Genomic DNA, 16,182 nt, shown 5'->3' on the forward strand with positions numbered 1-16,182 from the left:
AGGCTGAACAACCGGTTCTGTTCCGCTTCAGGTGGCTGTAAGCTTTCCGGGCCATTCATGGGCGGGGGGCAAACGACGGCAGAGGCAAGGAACATGCGGGTATTGCTGATTGAGGACGACGGCGTTCTGGGCGCGGCGGTGCGCGACCAGATCCGGGCCGACGGCCATTCGGTCGACTGGGTTTCCCGGCTGGACGAGGCGCGGGACTACCTGGCCGCCGCCGTCTATGATCTGGTGCTGCTCGACCTGATGCTGCCCGACGGGCGCGGCCTGTCCTTTCTGCGCGAGATGCGCAAACGCGGGGATGTCACGCCGGTAATCATCCTGACCGCCCTCGACCAGATCAGCGACCGGATCGACGGGCTGAACGCAGGCGCCGACGACTACATGGTCAAGCCCTTCGACCTGGCAGAGCTTTCGGCGCGCCTGGCGGCCGTGGCGCGACGGTATGCGGGCAATCCCAACCCTCTGATCGAAATCGGCGACCTCGAGGTTGACCTGGCAGCCAGGACCGTGCGCCGTCAGGGTAAGCTCGTTCCGCTGACCGCACGCGAATGGGTGCTGTTCGAGGGGTTTTTGCAACATCCGGGACAGATACTGTCCAGGGCACAGCTTGAAGAACGGCTCTATGCCTTCGATTCCGGCGTGGACAGCAACGCCATCGAGGTGCATGTCAGCCGCCTGCGCAAGAAGCTGGGCCGCGAAAAGATCGAAACCGTGCGCGGCATGGGCTATCGGCTGGGCGAGAAATGACGCGGCTCCTGCGCAGCCTGCAGGGCCGCCTTGCCCTGGCGATCGGATCAGGCGTGGCGCTGGTATGGATCATCAGTGCGCTGATTACTGCTGCCGCGGTTCGCGAAAGGATGAACGAGGTGTTCGACAGCGCCCTTGAAGAAACGGCCCAACGCATCCTTCCGCTGGCCGTTCAGGAACTGTTCGAAAACGAGGGCGACGGCACCGCGCAACTGATCAGCACCCTGCGCGCACATGACGAATTCCTGACCTATGTCGTGCGCGACCGGAACGGGAAAATATTGCTGCGTTCGCATGATGCCGATATCCGGGATTTTCCGCCTTTCCGGGAAACCGGCTTCGCCCGCACCGACACCCATATCCTGTACTATGACGCAGCCCTTGGCGGAGAATTCACCATTGCAATCGCGGAACCGCTGGCCCATCGCGCCAATGCGGCGCGCGAAACCCTGATGGCGCTGAGCCTGCCCCTGTTTGTCCTGCTGCCGCTGACCCTTGGCGGGATCTGGTTTCTGGTGCGCCTCACGCTGGGTCCCCTGCGAGGGCTCCGCGTCCAGCTGGCCGCCCGTGACGGGCACGACCTGACGCCCGTGGAGACCGACGGATTGCCGGATGAAATCATGCCGGTGGCCGAGGCGGTAAATGCTCTGCTGGAGCGGTTGCAGCGCATGCTGGAGGCCGAGCGCAGCTTTGCCGCCAATGCCGCGCATGAGTTGCGCACCCCCGTTGCCGGTGCACTGGCGCAACTGCAGCGCCTTCAGGCGGAAACCACCGGGGATCGGGCACGCGACCGGATCACCGACATAGAGGCATCGTTGAAGCGGCTCAACCGTCTGTCGGAAAAGCTGATGCAGATGGCCCGCGCCGAAGGAGCAAGCCTGCTTGCGGATACACCGCATGACCTGGTGCAGATCGCAAGAATGGTGGTCGACGACATGGCCCATGCCGACCGCGACAGCCGCCTTGTACTGGACCTGCCCGATCATCCGGTCATGTCGCGGGTCGACCCGGACGCCTTCGCCATTGCATTGCGCAACCTGCTGGAAAATGCCCTGCGCCATGGGGACGCGCACCAGCCGGTCATTGTCAGCCTGCACGGGGACGGAACGCTGAGGGTCGTCAACGGTGGTTCCGTCGTGGCTGCGGATGACCTGCAATCGCTGACCCGGAGGTTTGCCCGCCGCGACAGGAGTGCCGAAGGCTGCGGGCTGGGTCTGGCGATCGTTCAGGTCATCGCCGAGGGAACGGGGGGACGCCTTGAGCTCCGCTCTCCCGCAACAGGGCGCACGGATGGTTTCGAGGCGGTGCTGCATCCGCCGCGTGCCCAGGGCGAGGCCGAACGGTTCGCCCCCGGTCGTTGATCCTGAACCGTATTCTCAACCTTCTTGTATGCTGTCGAGACGCGCCCCTCAGCCCGCGCGTGTCATCCGCCGAGAAAGCGGATACGCGCTCACCTTCCGGCCTCCACGCCCTGCCGGTGCCGGGCGAGGCGGGGCCAGTAGATCTCGACCAGCACCGACCCGGTCACGACGACGATGGCGAAAACCTGCAACAGCGACAGCGACGTCCCCAGAAAGGTGACGGCAAGGGCCGCGGCGATGACCGGCTTGAGAAAGAAAAGATAGCTCGCACGGGTGATGTCCGCCGCCGCCGCAAGCCCTCCGATCCACAGGAACTGGGTGATGGTGGTGTTCCACAGGGCCAGCACCAGGATCCAGGCCGACTCGGTGCCGGGGCGCTCGAACAGGGTCAGCGGATTGACCCGGACGCCAAAGGCCAGTCCGACGCCGATCCACAGACCGATCCCGCCGATCATCATCGACAGCGCCGTGACGTTGAGCGCCCCGTAACGCACCACCAGCGGCCGCACCCGCACCGCGTAGAAGGCCCCCAGGACCGCGCAGAGCAGCGTCAGCAGCACCCCCCAGATCGAGTCGCGCCCGGCGATCAGCTTGTCGATCAGCCCGTCGGTGATCAGCAGCGCCAGCCCGGCAAAGGCGAAAACCCCGGTGATGATCTTGACCGCCGACAGCGGCTGACCGTTGACGATCAGGCTGGCCAGCCCGACGAAGATCGGGATGGTCGTAACCAGCGTCGCCACCTGCACGGGCGAGGCGAAATCGAGCGCCCAGTGAAACGCAAGATAAGCCCCCGACACCCCTACCACGGACAGCCAGACCATGTCCCATGCATGGGTTCTCAACGGCGCCAGAAGTGCTCGCGGCCCGTTGATGAGCAAGGCCAGAACCACCAGCCCCGCCCCCCCAAGAAGATAGCGCCAGACCGAAAGCTCGGGCCCGGCGACGCCGGAACCTGCGGCCACGAATTCCGACGAGGCATGCCCCAGGACCCCGACAAACACGGCGATGGTGGCGAAACGGGCCGGGATGTTCATGGCCGCCCCTCCTCGATCGCACGCCCGAAGCGGGCAAGGCTTTCAGCCAGCCGCGCGGGCCGCTCCGCCGGCAACAGGTGGCCGGCATCGACCCAATCCTCCCGTCGCGCATCGGGCAGGCGGGCGAACAGGCGGTCCACCACCTCGGGGTCGAGGAACACCCGGTCCTGATGGCCGGTAATCACCAGCGCGGGCAGGGTCAGATCCTCCCACGCGATGTCCCAGTCGGTGTCCGCGGCGTTGCGCATCAGGTTCATGTGGCCATGCTCGGGGTCGAGCGGCGCATAGTCGCCCTTCAGGAACTTCGGCCGGGCCGCGGCGGCAAAGTCCTGGTTCACCAGCAGCGGAAACAGCGCGTCGAGAAACAGGTTGACCCCGCCCGCGCCCACGATCACCGGCATGGCGTCATTGACCCAGGCGATGCGCGGTCCGATCTCGCGCAGGGTATTGAGCATCACCAGCCCGCGCGCGGGCGCCCCGCGCAGCACCGCGTGGGCGGCAAAGATACCGCCGATGGACAGGCCGACAAGGATCGGCCGGACCGGGTTCTCGGACCCGAGCAGCCGCAGCAGATCATCGACGATCAGCTTCGGGGTGAGTTCGGTCCCGGGGCGGAATGGCGATCCCTCCTGCCCCCGGAAATTGTAGCACAGCGTGCCAAAGCCCTCCGCCCGAAGCGCCGGAGCGACCTCCGCCTCCCACGCGTCGATGCTGCCGGTCAGCGCATTGACGAAAACGAAGGTCGGCGCTCCGGGTCGCGATGGCGGTTCGTGAACGAATCGCAGCGCATTGCCTTCGGACAGCACGAGCGTGTTCATGCGGCATCTCCTTCAAGCCCGGGGATGGTGATGATGCTGGCGCAGGCCTTCTCCGCCGCGCTGCGGCAATGCTCCAGAGCCAGCTGCTCGGCCGCCCGCGCATCGCCGCGGCGCACGGCATCCAGGATCGCGCGATGTTCGTCCCAGGCCGGCGGCGGCGCGTCCGGGTTGGTCAGGACGGCGCGCATCGAGCGGCGGAAATGCACCCAGTGCGGACGCGTCATCACCTCGATCTGCGGGTTTCCGGACAGCCGGTAGAGCCCGGTATGAAAGGCCATGTCGCCATTGATGCGCCGGGCCAGACCGGACGGGCCATCCCGCTCTGCCCCCGCGCCGGGCGCAAAGCGGCGAACCAGCGCATCGAGATCCCGCAGGTCATGGCCGACGAGTTCTCCCGCAGCAAAACGCTCGGCGCTCAGCCGCGCGGCAAGGGCGTCCAGCGCCGCGCGCACCTGGTAGAGCTGCCCCACCAGCGCCGGGTCCATCGGGGCCACGGTCAGCCCCTTGCGGCCCAGGGCGACGAGGATCCCCTGCTCTCTGAGCAGCCTCAGCGCATGGCTGACCGGCTGCCGCGAAACACCAAGCCGTTCGGCCAGGTGTTCCTGTGCCAGCCGGTCTCCCGGCTGCAACGAGCCGTCGAGGATCGCGTCCACGATCGCGTCGCGTACGCGGTCGGTCAGCGCAGGTTCCGGGTGCAGGGGTTTCATCGCCTCTTCCGTATTCTGAATTCCGAATTCAGTAATGGACACCGGACGCCGGGTCAACAGCACCGCGCCCGGGCGGATGCTCCACTCCCGTCATCGCCCGCTCAGGATGATGCGATAGCGGATCTGGTCGAAGAGCACCGCAAGGATCAGCAGTGCGCCCAGAAGAACCATCTGCATGTAGGAACTCACCTGCGCCAGATTCCACCCGCGCGGTCAGAAGCAGCCCGGTCAGCGAGGCGATCAGCGCACTGACGGTTCTTGCGCAGCTGGTGGTGCGACGGGATGTGCTCCCCCAGATCGACATAGCTGAAAAGCGACCCGCTCGCCTCGGCCGTCCCACGCATCACGTTCCCCGGCGATTTCCCGCCGAAGGTGAATCATGTTCGCAAAACCACCGCAAGGTTGACTTTTCGGCAGCCTGTTAGGCCGTGTTGACAAAAGGATTCACACGGAGCTGTAGACGTGATTCAAGCTGGTATCTTCAATGGAGGTCAGCTTGGCACGAGACCTGATGTCGGACGAGGAATGGGCGTTCTTTGAACATTTCATTCATGCGATCCGCGCCCCCAACGGGCGCAAACCCACCAACCATCGCCTTGTTCTTGATGGGATTTTCTGGATCACGCGAACCGGAGCCCCATGGCGTGACCTGCCCGAAGAGTTCGGCAAATGGTCCAGCGTTTACCGCCAGTTCCGACGTTGGACGCTGGCCGGGTTGTGGGAGCAGATCATGGATGCTTTGAACGAGAGCGGTGCCGTTCCAGACGCGCTGCAGATGATCGACAGCACCGTGGTTCGCGCCCATCATCAGGCAGCGGGCGCTAAAGGGGGACTCCGCGACAGGGTTTTGGCCGCTCAAGAGGTGGCTTCACGACCAAGATCCACCTCCGCGTCAAGGCGGCAGGCCTGCCCATGAGAACCGAGATTACTCCGGGTCAGACATCCGATTACCTCGGGTTCGACCTGGTCATGGCCGACAACCTGCCCGAGCCGAGGGTTCTGCTGGCGGACAGGGGCTATGATGCTGACAGCATTCGGGAAAAGATGAATGCGCGTGATGTTCTGACCCAAATTCCCATGCGCAAGTCCCGCAAGATGCGCGTCGGCGTCGATCACTCTCTGTATGCCCTGCGCAATCTTGTCGAGCGGTGTTTCAACAAGCTCAAAAATGCCCGGCGCGTCGCCACACGCTACGACAAGACCGCCGAAAGCTTCCTGGGTTTCATAGACATCACGTCAATCCGACTTTGGCTTCGCCTTTTGTCAACATGACCTAGGAAAGGAGCGAGAAACGCCTGAAAGCATCGAATTCACCGCTCCATGGCAGGCTTTCCGTGCCGCCAGCCATATTGAAACGATCCGCGCAGATCACACACATCCTGCGGGTCTGGAGAGCGCCCCGTCAATCACCCCGCGCAGTTCCGCCCCGACACGAGCAAATCCGAGGAGTCGGGCGGTCGCCACGATCAGTTCCTCCCGGGGCATTTCCCCGCTTTCCGCAACCACCCGCGCCGCAGCTGCCTGGATCTCGACGGGCGGCAGGTGCCTTGCGGTTCCGGGCGCGCCGGGTGCGGACCGGTCACGCACGGGCGGGTTATCCTGCTGCTCCCCGGTCATCACGAACTCCCCTTCCGCAACGATCCTGTCCGAATGCATTGCGTGCGCGAGCGCGCGCTCCGTCGCCTCCCGGATGCGTCTTCCGGTCCGCGCCTTGCCGAACGCCTCGGCCACCCTGCGGGCGATCAGGTCGCGATGGATCGGCCCCTCAGCCTGAATGATCCACGTCACCAGATCCGAAAGCTTGTCCAGCGGCACCTCATGCGGTTCAAGACTTGTCTTCACGGAGCACCTGAGGACCTTGTAGGCTGGGGCAGCAAGCTCGGGCGGCGGGGGCAGCACGGTTTCGGGAGGCGGGACTGCTTGGGTATCCTCATCAACGCGCTGCAGCCCTTCCCGGTTCGCCCCCGTGTAATGGGGCCCATCGGCATGAGCGGCCTCCTCGAGCGCGGCCCGAAGTCGGTCGATCTCGGCATGGCGGCGATGGAACCAGTCCGTGCTCCAGATCCGGTGGAACCGCCAGCCGAGCCCCTCGAGGACATCCTGGCGAAGCCTGTCCCGCTCCCGCGCCCAGAGTGCGGAGTGGTAGGCGGCCCCGTCGCATTCGACCGCGAGGATATAGCGGCCAGGTTGATCGGGGTGCCTCACCCCCAGGTCGATTCGGAACCCTGCTGCACCCACCTGGTGATCGCAGGGATAGCCCATGTTTCGGATCACGCTGGCGACGTCCTGCTCGAAAGGGCTGTCGGCCGGCGCCCCGCTGGCCTCGGGTTGGGCCAGCTGGCCGGACCGGGCGTATTCGAGGAACCGCTTGAGCACCCGCGGCCCGTCGCGGCTGGTCCTGGATGTGTCGATGTCGTTCGGGTCGAAGGAACAGAAGACAATGCAACGCGTCCGTGCGCGGGAGAAGAGCACGTTGAGCCGCCGCTCGCCCCCCTCACTGTTAACCGGGCCGAAGGACATGGAGGCGAGTCGACCGTTCGGCTCGGAGGGCCCGTAGCCGACGGAGATCAGGATCACGTCCCGCTCGTCCCCCTGGACGTTCTCGATGTTCTTGACGAAAACATCCTCGGCGCGGCCCTCGCGCAGGAAGGCGTCAAGGATCTCGTCCTCGCGTCGGGCGACTTCCAGCACCTCCGTCAGCATGTCCGATTGCGCCTTGGAAAAGGCGACCACCCCCAAGGACAGGTCCGGGCGGGTCCGGGCGTGCTCCGCCACGGCGCGGGCCACCGCCTCGGCCTCGATCCGGTTCGTGCCGGGGCGTCCGCCGCCGCGTGATCGGCTGGAATAAACACCCGGCACCCGGCGGAAAGCGAGGCCGTAATCTGGATCGTTTTGGACCGGAGAGGGAGGCAGGATCAGCCGGTGCTCATAGAACTCGGCGTTGTTTACGGTGATCAGGGACGGGTCGCGGGACCGGTAATGCCACTCCAGCATGAACGGATTGAGCCCACGCGCCTCGCACAGCGTCAGCACGCTCTCCATTTCGGTGGCCGAGGCGGCCCTGATCTCCTCCTCCCCCTCATCCTCGTCGTCCTCGCCTCCGGCGACCCGGTCGAAGAAGCTGGTAGGCGGGAGCTGCTTCTGGTCTCCTACCACGACGATCTGGCGGCAGCGGACGATCGCGCCGAGCGCGTCCTCGGGCCGTACCTGGCTGGCCTCGTCGATCAGCAGCAGGTCGAACTCGGCCGAGCCGGGCGGGAGGTACTGCGCGATGGAGATCGGGCTCATCAGGAGGACCGGCTTGATCCGTTGCACCATCTGGCCTGCCGCGCGCATGATCTGTCGAATCGGCTTGTGGCGGCGCTGTTTGGCCATCTCGCCGCGCAGAAACCCCATCTGGCCCGCCGCGCCGGTGGGCAGCTGGGCGAGGTGCTTTGCGCGCACGAGCCGCCGCGTCTCCTCCATCCGGGCCTCCTCGAGTCCGCGAAATGTCTCTACGAGCGCATGCCGGTCGAGGTGGGCCAACCCGTCGAGGTCTTGGAGCGCGGCGCGCGCCGCCTCCCAGCGGGCCTCGGCGCTGGCATAGAGGAACTCGTCCACCGCCTGATCCGGGGTAATCACCCCCTTGTCCAGAAGATCAAGGAGCGGCGAGAGCCCGTCTGCTTCGATCCGGGCCGACAGGGCGGAAAGACGGGACCATTCCCCATAACGTCCGATCCCCTCCTGCATGGCGGTGATACGGGTTTCGATCTCGGCAAGCGTCAGCCCCTCCCAGCTCAAGGTGAGCCGCGTCTCAAGCGCATCCAGCGCCGTATGTGCCGCCTCTAGCGTGGAGGCGAGCTCTGCTGCGGCCCCCGCCGTCGCGCAGACCCGGTCCAGCGATTCGGACGTCTCGATCGGTGCGATAGCGGTGAGGCGGACGAGCCAGGCGGCCTGCGCCTGCAGCGCGGCGAAAGGGGTGCGTTCCCCGCGCCAGTGCGGCCCGAGCAGCGAGGAAAGGAACCCCTCCTCCTCGGAGAGGGTCTTGCGGAGTCCGCGGACTGTGATCAGCGTGTCGATGAGCCTCAGCCGGTCGGCGGGCGATTTCGGGAGCGCCCCGGACAGCAGGGTCGCGAGTTCCCGACTCGCCCCGCGATAAGGACCGAAGAGGCGGGACCAGAAAGAGCCTACACCTGGCGCGAGCCGGGCCCGCAACTGGGTCGGGTCCAGATCGAAGGCGGCCTCGGTGAAGGTCGCGCCGGCCTGGTTGCGCGCCGCGGCCCAGGCGGATCCGGCCTCGAGTGCCTCGCCAAGCCGCTTGTCCCCGGCGCGGGAGAGGAGCGCGCTGGTCGCCGCGCGGGCCTCCTCGGGCCGGTCCCCGGCCGCGATCAGGAGAGCATGGAGGGTCTCGCATTGCTCAAGGCGTTCCGGTGCGGGTCGTCCGGCCGCCTCCGCGACCCGGGCCGCGGTCTCGCGCAGGGCCGCGACCGCCTCGTTCGCTTGGGCAAGTTCGGGTGCAAGCCGCTGGAGGTCCGTAGGCTGAAGCGTGGTCGCCCCCACCCCGAAGAACGGGTGCTCCGCGCGGGGACCGGTCCGGGAGAGCAGTTCCGCATAGACCCCGATCCGTTCTGCCCGGTCCCGGCGCGTCGCCTCGTCCATCTCGGCCAGCCCGTCGAGCGGGATCTGTGGTGGGGGAGCGTCTTTGCCAACGAAACGGACGATCTCGGCCATCACCCGGAACGGGGTGAACCCGTATCCCGGAACCGGCTCATGCAGCAGATCCGCCACCTTGTTCAGGCGGTCGCGTGCCTCGCGCAGCGCGTCGGGCGGGCCCGGCATCTCGGGGGGCGACGCGCCGGCGGCCAGCGTACGCGCCAACTCGTCCAGAAACGCCCGCTTGTTGGCGGCGCGCGAGTGGATCTCGAGGCAGAGGTCCCCGAGCCCCACCTTGCGCAACCGATCATGTACGACGGAGAGAGCGGCCATCTTCTCTGCCACGAAGAGGATCCTCTTCCCGTCATGGGCTGCCGCGGCAATGATGTTCGCGATCGTCTGAGACTTTCCTGTCCCGGGCGGACCCTGCACGACGAGGTTGCGCCCGGCGCGTACCTCTTCGATCACCCGCGTCTGTGAGGCATCCGCCGGAACCACGTGCAGAAGGTTTCCAGGATCCAGCCGTTTATCGAGCTTTTCCTGCGGGCCGAAGAGTGGCTCCGACTGTTCGAACCCGCCGTCAAGCAGCCCGGCCAGAACCGGATGATCTTCGAAGGTGCCCTCGGGCCAGTGTTCAGGCTCAAGGTCGCGCATCATCAGCAGCTTCGAGAACGAAAAGAATCCCAGCTGCATCCCGTCCCGGTCGATCGACCAGCGCGCGCGCCCCGCGATCCTGTCGGAAAGCTCATCGAAATACGCCTCGGGGCTGAAGCCATCGTCATCGACGATTTCCGGCAGTTCGAACCCGAAATCCGAGCGCAATCGTTCCTGAAGCGGCAGGTTGGTGGAAATCTCGGTATCGCGGGCACGTAGGTTGAAGGTGGCGCGCCTGTCGTCCCGGACAAGTTCGACGGGAAGCAGAATCAAGGGAGACTCGCGCATGACATCCGAGCTGTCGCTCTCATACCAGCGCAGGAACCCCATCGCGAGGTAAAGGATGTTGACGCCTTGCTCCTCTTCCGCGGTTCGCGCACTGGTGAACAGGCGCAGGAGGCGACGCTGCAGAGCCTCGGGGCCGAGTCGGGTCTCGAGCAGCAGGTCTCGATAACGGGCTTCGCGATCCTCCGGATCACTGGCCGGCGCCAGGAGAAGCGCATCCTCCTCGGGTTCATCCTCCTCCTCGTCGCGGGGCTGGAAACGCATCTTCCTGCCCTGCGTTTTCAGCAGGTCGAACACGTCCGCGCTCCGTTCCTCGATGACGTCGAGCACATTGGTGCGTTTTGCGGACCGGTTGACATGGATGAGGCGGTTTCTGGTCCCCGTCTCCACAAGCCGGCGCCGGGCGCCCTCGAGCAGGCCGGAGAGGTTGGCGGAGCGGGGTTGATCTTGCATCTCGTATTTTCCAAAGAATTGATAAATTACTCTTTTTGCTCATTCAGACCGGCTTTGTTGCGCAAATCAACAGATACCCGGCCTTCCCTTCCCGGACAGGCTTGTCCTGCGGCCTCTGTGACAGGAATGCCAAGAACAGTGTAGCAGTTGAGATCGGCGATGCGGACCCGAATTTCGCAACCTCCGGCCAGAGCCACGAGGCACTGCGGCGAACGTTTCGCGCAATCGTCACGTCATCTCGGAATCGTAGAAAATTGTTGACGGCCTGCGTCGCTTCATCGCCTCATGGCAAACTGACCGGTTCGTGATCTCGGGCTTCGCAGGGGGCCGACTGCTCACATCCTCTGACGGTCATGCCGGATTCACCGCAACAAACCCGCACGTCTTTGCACAACAAAGCCCCTTGGCACATGCGATCGCTCGGGTTCTCCAAGAGTTCTGGTAGCGGAGGAGGGACTTGAACCCCCGACACGCGGATTATGATTCCGCTGCTCTAACCAGCTGAGCTACTCCGCCACGACGTGGCGCGATGTAAGAGAGTCCCTTCGCCGGGTCAAGAGCAATCTTCGCGTCGGCGCGAAATCGCGTCTCCTCGTTCGGGCCCGTCAGATACCGCCCATGATCTGCCGGGCGGCAAAGGCCGCGTGATAGACCCCGGTCTGCAGGAAGCGGAACGGGACGGGACGCGGTTCGCTCAACGGAACCGGCAGGGCCTGCGCATCCGCGCCAGTGAAAAGATCGGCCAGAGCCCGGCCGAACATGGTGCCGGTGGTGATCCCGCGCCCGTTGTAGCCGATGGGCGCGTAGAACCCGTCGCCAAGCCGGTGGATCCGGAACAGGTGATCGGGCGTCATGGCGATGCGGCCGTGCCACGCGGCCTCGAAGGTCACGTCGCCAAGCTCGGGAAACAGGCGGCGCAGACGGCGTTCCGCCCAGCGCCGGGATACCCCGCCAGTGCCACCCATGACCGCCCCCATCGACCCGATCACCAGCCGCCCCTCTGCATCCTTGCGCAGGCTGAACATGATCGGCGCAGTGTCCCACAGCCCCTGCCCGCCCGCCAGGATGCTGCTGGCACGATCCCCCAGCGGCGGTGTGGCCAGCTGGAAGAAATGAATTATCGTAACGGCGCGGCGCAGCTCCGGCCACGGATCATCCGTATACGCATTGGTGCACAACACCACCCGGCGCGCGGTGACCGTGCCCCGATCGGTCGCCAGCGCCCACTGCCCGCCCCGCCTTTCGATCCGCCGCACCCGTGTCCGGGTCGAGATCCGCGCCCCCGCCGCCCGCGCCGCCTGCGCCAGACCCCGGGCATAGCCCATCGGGTTCACGGTTCCGGCGCGATGGTCCAGCAAACCGCCGTAAAATCGCGTGGTGCCGGTGCGCTCAGCCACCTCGTCGGCGCTCAGAAGATCCACCCGAACCCCCATTTCGCGCCAGCCCTCGGCACGGCGGGCCAGGTCGGCGAGTCCACGGCGCGAATGCGCGGCGTGGATCGTGCCCTTGCGGACGGCCTCGCAGCGAATGCGGTGTTTCTCGATCAGCTCGAACACCCGCGCCGGCATCTCGCCCAGTTCGCGGATCAGCGCGGTGCCCCTTTCCTCGCCCAGGCGCGCCCGCACGTCCTGCGGGGGCAGCCACAGCCCCGCATTGACCAGCCCCACATTGCGCCCCGATCCGCCATGCCCGATCCGGTGCGATTCCAGCACATGCACGCCGAGGCCCCGCTCGGCACAGAACAGCGCGGTCGCCAGGCCGGTGTAACCGCCGCCGACAATGGCGACATCGGTCGTGGCATCGCTGTCCAGAGTCTCGTCATGGTCCGGTTCGGCAGAAGTCCGGTCCCACAGGGAAATCGGTGTTTCGTCGGTCACGGGTTCTCTTTCTCTGCCGGGCGAGTCGGCGCTCGTGCCGCGCACGCCCCGAGATTTGCCGGAGAACCCGGCGCCTGTCCACCTTCGGATCATCTGTCGGGCAATCGCGGCGGGCTCAGCGGGGGCGGCGCAGGTAGACGTAATATGCCCCCTCGCCGCCATGGCTGGCATGGGCGGGGGTGACCTGCAGAACCGCCTGCGACAGCGGCGGCATTGCCAGCCATTGCGGCACCTGGTGGCGCAGCACGCCACGAGGGGTGGGGATCGGGCCTTCGTCGCGCCCCGATCTGCCCTTGCCGGTGATGACCAGGACCAGCCGCCGCCCCGAGGCCTGCGAGGTCAGGATGAACCGCACCAGCGCGGTATGCGCCTCGTCAAGCCGCCGGCCGTGCAGGTCGATCCGGGCATCGGGCTTCAGCTTGCCGCGGACCATGCGGGCGAATGTCTTGCGGTTCATGGCAAGCGGCGCGCGGGCCAGGTGATCGCGCAGGGCGGGCTTCAGATCATGGGCGGGCGGCGGCGTTGCGGCCGACTGGCCCAGGGCGAAGGGCTCGATCGGCGGTGGCGCCGGCTTTTTCGGCTTGCGCCCCGGCAGCGGCACCGTCTGCGCGGGCTGCCGGCCCGGCGGGTGCAGCCTTTCGGCCTTGCGCACAACGCGCTGCCACAGCTCCATCTCGTCCGTGGTCGGGCGGCGGCGCGTCATTGGAGATCCTCCGGTATCATCGCCCAGGCCCTCTGTATCGGCAGCAGAACGGCCATGCGCCCCCTGTCCCGAAGCCGGCCGGCCGCCTGACCGGCCGCGTCGCCGGTGCCGAAAAAGATATCCGCCCGCTGCGCGCCGCGTATGGCCGATCCGGTATCCTGCGCGATCATCAGCCGGTGCATCCTTCCGGCGCCATCCTTCTCGATCCACACCGGCGCGCCGAGGGGGACGAATTCGGGATCCACCGCGATCGAGCGCAACGGCGTGAGCGGCTGGTTCATCGCGCCAAGCGGACCTTCGCCTTCGCCGATCTCGCGGATGATCCGGAAAAAGACGAAACCGGGGTTGAACAGCAGCAACTCGCGCCCGGCCTCGGGGTTGCGGCGAACCCAGTTGCGGATCACCTGCGCGCTGACCTGATGGGGCTTGTAGATCCCGCGCCGGACCATCTCGACCCCGATCGACCGATAGGGATGACCGTTCGACCCGCCATAGCCCACGCGGATCGTGGTGCCGTCCTGCAACCGGATGCGCCCCGAACCCTGGATCTGGAGGAAGAACAGCTCGACCGGATCGTCCACCCATGCGATCTCGAGCCCCCTGCCCTCCAGGACGCCGCTTTCCACGATCTGGCGGCGGCTCAGCCACGGGTTGGATTTCCGCGCCTCGGGCGGCATCCGGTAAAGAGGATAGCGGAACCGCTCGGTGCGGGTGCGCGACCCGTTCAGCTCGGGCTCGTAATACCCGGTGAACAGGGTCTCGGCGCCGTCGCGGACCAAGACCGGGCGAAAGAACAGTTCAAAGAACTGCTGTGCCGCGTCCGGCTCGATCTGCTGGGCCAGGGCGCATATGGTCTGCCAGTCGGGCGCGTCGAGATCCGGGCAGGTGACAAGGAAGGCTCGCAGTGCCGCTGCGTGGTCGTCCTTTTCCCACCCGTCGAGCTGATCGAAGCGAAGGATCTCGTAGGTGACTTCCGCTCTGGCCCCGATCCCGGTCACGGTTGCGGCGGCCCCCGCCAACAGGATCGCGCGCAGCGCCCCGATCATGCGTCCGTGGCAACAAGCCGCCAGTTCGGATCGGGCGAGCCCATGACGCGCGAAAAGACCCAGGTGTCCTTCTGGCGCTTGACGGCCGTCGGGCTTCCTTCCACCACTTCGCCGTTGCTGTTGCGCACCACCGAGGTCAGTTCGCCCACGAGGCGGACGGTGATGTCGGCCTCGTTCGTGTCCTTGTCGAACCGGGCGTCGACGATCGTCACCTCGCGCACGCCGATGAATTCGGCCTCGACGGTCAGGCCCTGCTCTTCGCGCAGCCGGATCGCCTCGGCAAAGGCGTCATAGACCTCGTCCGCGAGAAACGGGCGGACCTCTTCGATATTGCCGCGCTCGAACGCCATGACGATCATCTCGTAGGCGCCGCGGGCGCCCTGGACGAAATCGTTCACGGAAAATTCCGGCTCGATCCGCTTCATTGCCGCCAGTTCGGCCGCGATGGGGCTGTCCTCGGGCACATGATCGGTGATGTCGCGGTCGGGTCCACCTTCGATGACCTCGAAATCGCGACGCGCGCCGCGGTCGGGTGCATCTTCGGGCAGGGGCGGCTTTTCGAAGCCTTCCCGGGTACCGAGAACGCTGCGCAGCCGGAGGATCAGGAACACGGCGATTCCGGCAAGCACCAGAAGCTGGATCAGAGAAGAATTCATTCGGTCCTCGTTTTCGCGGCGGGCTTTGTATAAGGGCCTGTCCGCCCCTATGTAGGTGACGTGCGGGGCCAAGTCCACCGCAAGCGCAATCGAAAGGACCTCCCATATGGTGTTGTTTCTGGCGTTTCTGCTCGTGCCTCTGATCGAGATCGCCCTGTTCATCCAGGTTGGCGGGGCGATCGGCCTGTGGCCGACGCTGGGCATCGTGGTGCTGACGGCAATCCTTGGCACCTGGCTGGTGCGCACGCAGGGGCTGATTGCGATCGGGCAGCTGCGCCGGTCTTTCGCCGAGCTCGACGACCCGACCGAACCGCTGGCCCATGGCGCGATGATCCTGATTGCCGGCGTGCTTCTGCTCACCCCGGGGTTCTTTACCGATGCCATCGGCTTTGCGCTGCTGGTTCCGGCATTCCGGTCGGCCGTGTTCCGCCACATCCGGGCACGGATGGTCGTCACCGGCTTCCGGATGGGGCCTGAGGGGACGTGGCGCGCATATGGCGACGACCTCGGCCGCGGCCCCGAGGGTGGAGACGTGATCGACGGCGAGTTCGAGGAAATTCGCCCGCGCCAGCGGCCCCGCCGGGGGCCGTCGGGATGGATCGAAAACGACCGGCATTGAGGTGGCCCGACCGACCTGCTAAGCAGTCCCCGACCGCGTATCCAGGAGAGTGACGATGGCCGAGAATGGTGAGAACGGCGCAGCCGCAGCAGGCAATCAGCAGCAGTTGCCGGAAATCCAGATGCGGATCCTGGGACAGTTCATCCGCGACCTGTCCTTCGAGAACGTGCTGGTACAGAAACCGGTTGCCAACAGCGACATCCAGCCGGATGTCAACGTGCAGGTCAACCTCGACGCCAGGCGCCGCGAAGGCCAGGAGAAGCAGTTCGAGGTCAGCGTCAAGCTGAACATCGAATCCAGGGCCAAGGGCACGGAAAATGTTCTTTTCCTGCTGGAGATCGACTATGGCGGGTTCTTCTTCATCGACGGCGTGCCCGACGAACAACTTCACGCCTTCCTGCTGATCGAGTGTCCGCGGATGCTGTTCCCCTATCTGCGGCGGATCGTCAGCGATGTCACCCGCGATGGCGGCTTCCCGCCGCTGAACATGGATCCGATCGATTTCGTCGCGCTTTATCGCGCCGAGCTTGCCCGTCGGCAGGCGGCCGAGAAGGGCGGGCAGACCGCCAACGCCTGAACGCGAT

General features: G+C 66.0%; 13 protein-coding genes and 1 tRNA gene. 5 read left to right on the forward strand and 9 right to left on the reverse strand.

Annotated features, from left to right (window positions below):
• The first annotated feature begins 93 nt into the window (after positions 1–93).
• Both ACZ5CM_RS00645 and ACZ5CM_RS00650 read left to right on the forward strand, forming a co-directional pair.
• A complete protein-coding gene (locus tag ACZ5CM_RS00645) occupies positions 94–753 on the forward strand; it encodes a response regulator transcription factor (protein ID WP_464640346.1) in 660 nt (219 codons plus the stop codon).
• Positions 750–2,114 (forward strand): ATP-binding protein, encoded by a 1,365-nt coding sequence (locus ACZ5CM_RS00650; RefSeq protein WP_464640347.1) that lies wholly within the window; start codon positions 750–752, stop codon positions 2,112–2,114. Before ACZ5CM_RS00645 ends, ACZ5CM_RS00650 begins: the two co-directional genes overlap by 4 nt.
• Before the next feature lie 89 nt (positions 2,115–2,203).
• On the opposite strand, the gene ACZ5CM_RS00655 is transcribed toward ACZ5CM_RS00650, so the two are convergent.
• Genes ACZ5CM_RS00655 through ACZ5CM_RS00665 form a run of 3 tightly spaced genes read right to left on the reverse strand, consistent with a single transcriptional unit; the run spans position 2,204 to position 4,673 of the window.
• Complete coding sequence (locus ACZ5CM_RS00655; protein ID WP_464640349.1) at positions 2,204–3,148, reverse strand: DMT family transporter; 945 nt, start codon at positions 3,146–3,148, stop codon at positions 2,204–2,206.
• Positions 3,145–3,966 (reverse strand): alpha/beta fold hydrolase, encoded by an 822-nt coding sequence (locus ACZ5CM_RS00660; RefSeq protein WP_464640351.1) that lies wholly within the window; start codon positions 3,964–3,966, stop codon positions 3,145–3,147. Before ACZ5CM_RS00660 ends, ACZ5CM_RS00655 begins: the two co-directional genes overlap by 4 nt.
• The gene (locus ACZ5CM_RS00665) at positions 3,963–4,673 is read right to left on the reverse strand and encodes a GntR family transcriptional regulator (RefSeq protein ID WP_464640353.1); all 711 of its coding nucleotides are present in this window, start codon (positions 4,671–4,673) and stop codon (positions 3,963–3,965) included. Before ACZ5CM_RS00665 ends, ACZ5CM_RS00660 begins: the two co-directional genes overlap by 4 nt.
• A gap of 484 nt (positions 4,674–5,157) precedes the next feature.
• On the opposite strand from ACZ5CM_RS00665, the gene ACZ5CM_RS00670 reads away from it, so the two are divergent.
• Positions 5,158–5,945, forward strand: a protein-coding gene (locus tag ACZ5CM_RS00670; protein WP_464638555.1) for an IS5 family transposase whose coding sequence is annotated in 2 segments (ribosomal slippage) — positions 5,158–5,497 and positions 5,497–5,945 — 789 coding nt in all. Because the reading frame shifts where the segments join, the coding sequence is not laid out codon by codon here.
• Positions 5,946–6,041: 96 nt separating this feature from the next.
• On the opposite strand, the gene ACZ5CM_RS00675 is transcribed toward ACZ5CM_RS00670, so the two are convergent.
• From ACZ5CM_RS00675 to ACZ5CM_RS00700, 6 genes are all read right to left on the reverse strand, one after another.
• The gene (locus ACZ5CM_RS00675; protein ID WP_464640355.1) at positions 6,042–10,697 is read right to left on the reverse strand and encodes a DUF3320 domain-containing protein; all 4,656 of its coding nucleotides are present in this window, start codon (positions 10,695–10,697) and stop codon (positions 6,042–6,044) included.
• A gap of 439 nt (positions 10,698–11,136) precedes the next feature.
• Positions 11,137–11,213, reverse strand: a tRNA-Met gene (locus ACZ5CM_RS00680).
• Positions 11,214–11,302: 89 nt separating this feature from the next.
• Positions 11,303–12,574, reverse strand: a complete 1,272-nt coding sequence (locus ACZ5CM_RS00685; protein WP_464640357.1) for an NAD(P)/FAD-dependent oxidoreductase — start codon at positions 12,572–12,574, stop codon at positions 11,303–11,305.
• A gap of 115 nt (positions 12,575–12,689) precedes the next feature.
• Complete coding sequence (locus tag ACZ5CM_RS00690) at positions 12,690–13,277, reverse strand: Smr/MutS family protein (RefSeq protein ID WP_464640359.1); 588 nt, start codon at positions 13,275–13,277, stop codon at positions 12,690–12,692.
• A complete protein-coding gene (mltA, locus tag ACZ5CM_RS00695) occupies positions 13,274–14,323 on the reverse strand; it encodes a murein transglycosylase A (protein ID WP_464640361.1) in 1,050 nt (349 codons plus the stop codon). The genes ACZ5CM_RS00690 and mltA overlap by 4 nt, the downstream gene beginning before the upstream one ends.
• Positions 14,320–14,979, reverse strand: coding sequence for a Tim44/TimA family putative adaptor protein (locus tag ACZ5CM_RS00700; protein WP_464640362.1), 660 nt, complete (start codon positions 14,977–14,979; stop codon positions 14,320–14,322). Before ACZ5CM_RS00700 ends, mltA begins: the two co-directional genes overlap by 4 nt.
• A gap of 106 nt (positions 14,980–15,085) precedes the next feature.
• Between ACZ5CM_RS00700 and ACZ5CM_RS00705 the strand changes: the two genes are divergently transcribed.
• Both ACZ5CM_RS00705 and secB read left to right on the forward strand, forming a co-directional pair.
• Positions 15,086–15,598 (forward strand): FxsA family protein, encoded by a 513-nt coding sequence (locus tag ACZ5CM_RS00705; protein WP_464640363.1) that lies wholly within the window; start codon positions 15,086–15,088, stop codon positions 15,596–15,598.
• A gap of 55 nt (positions 15,599–15,653) precedes the next feature.
• A complete protein-coding gene (secB, locus tag ACZ5CM_RS00710) occupies positions 15,654–16,175 on the forward strand; it encodes a protein-export chaperone SecB (RefSeq protein WP_464640365.1) in 522 nt (173 codons plus the stop codon).
• Positions 16,176–16,182: the final 7 nt, after the last annotated feature.

Source organism: Piezobacter thermophilus, from assembly GCF_055386745.1.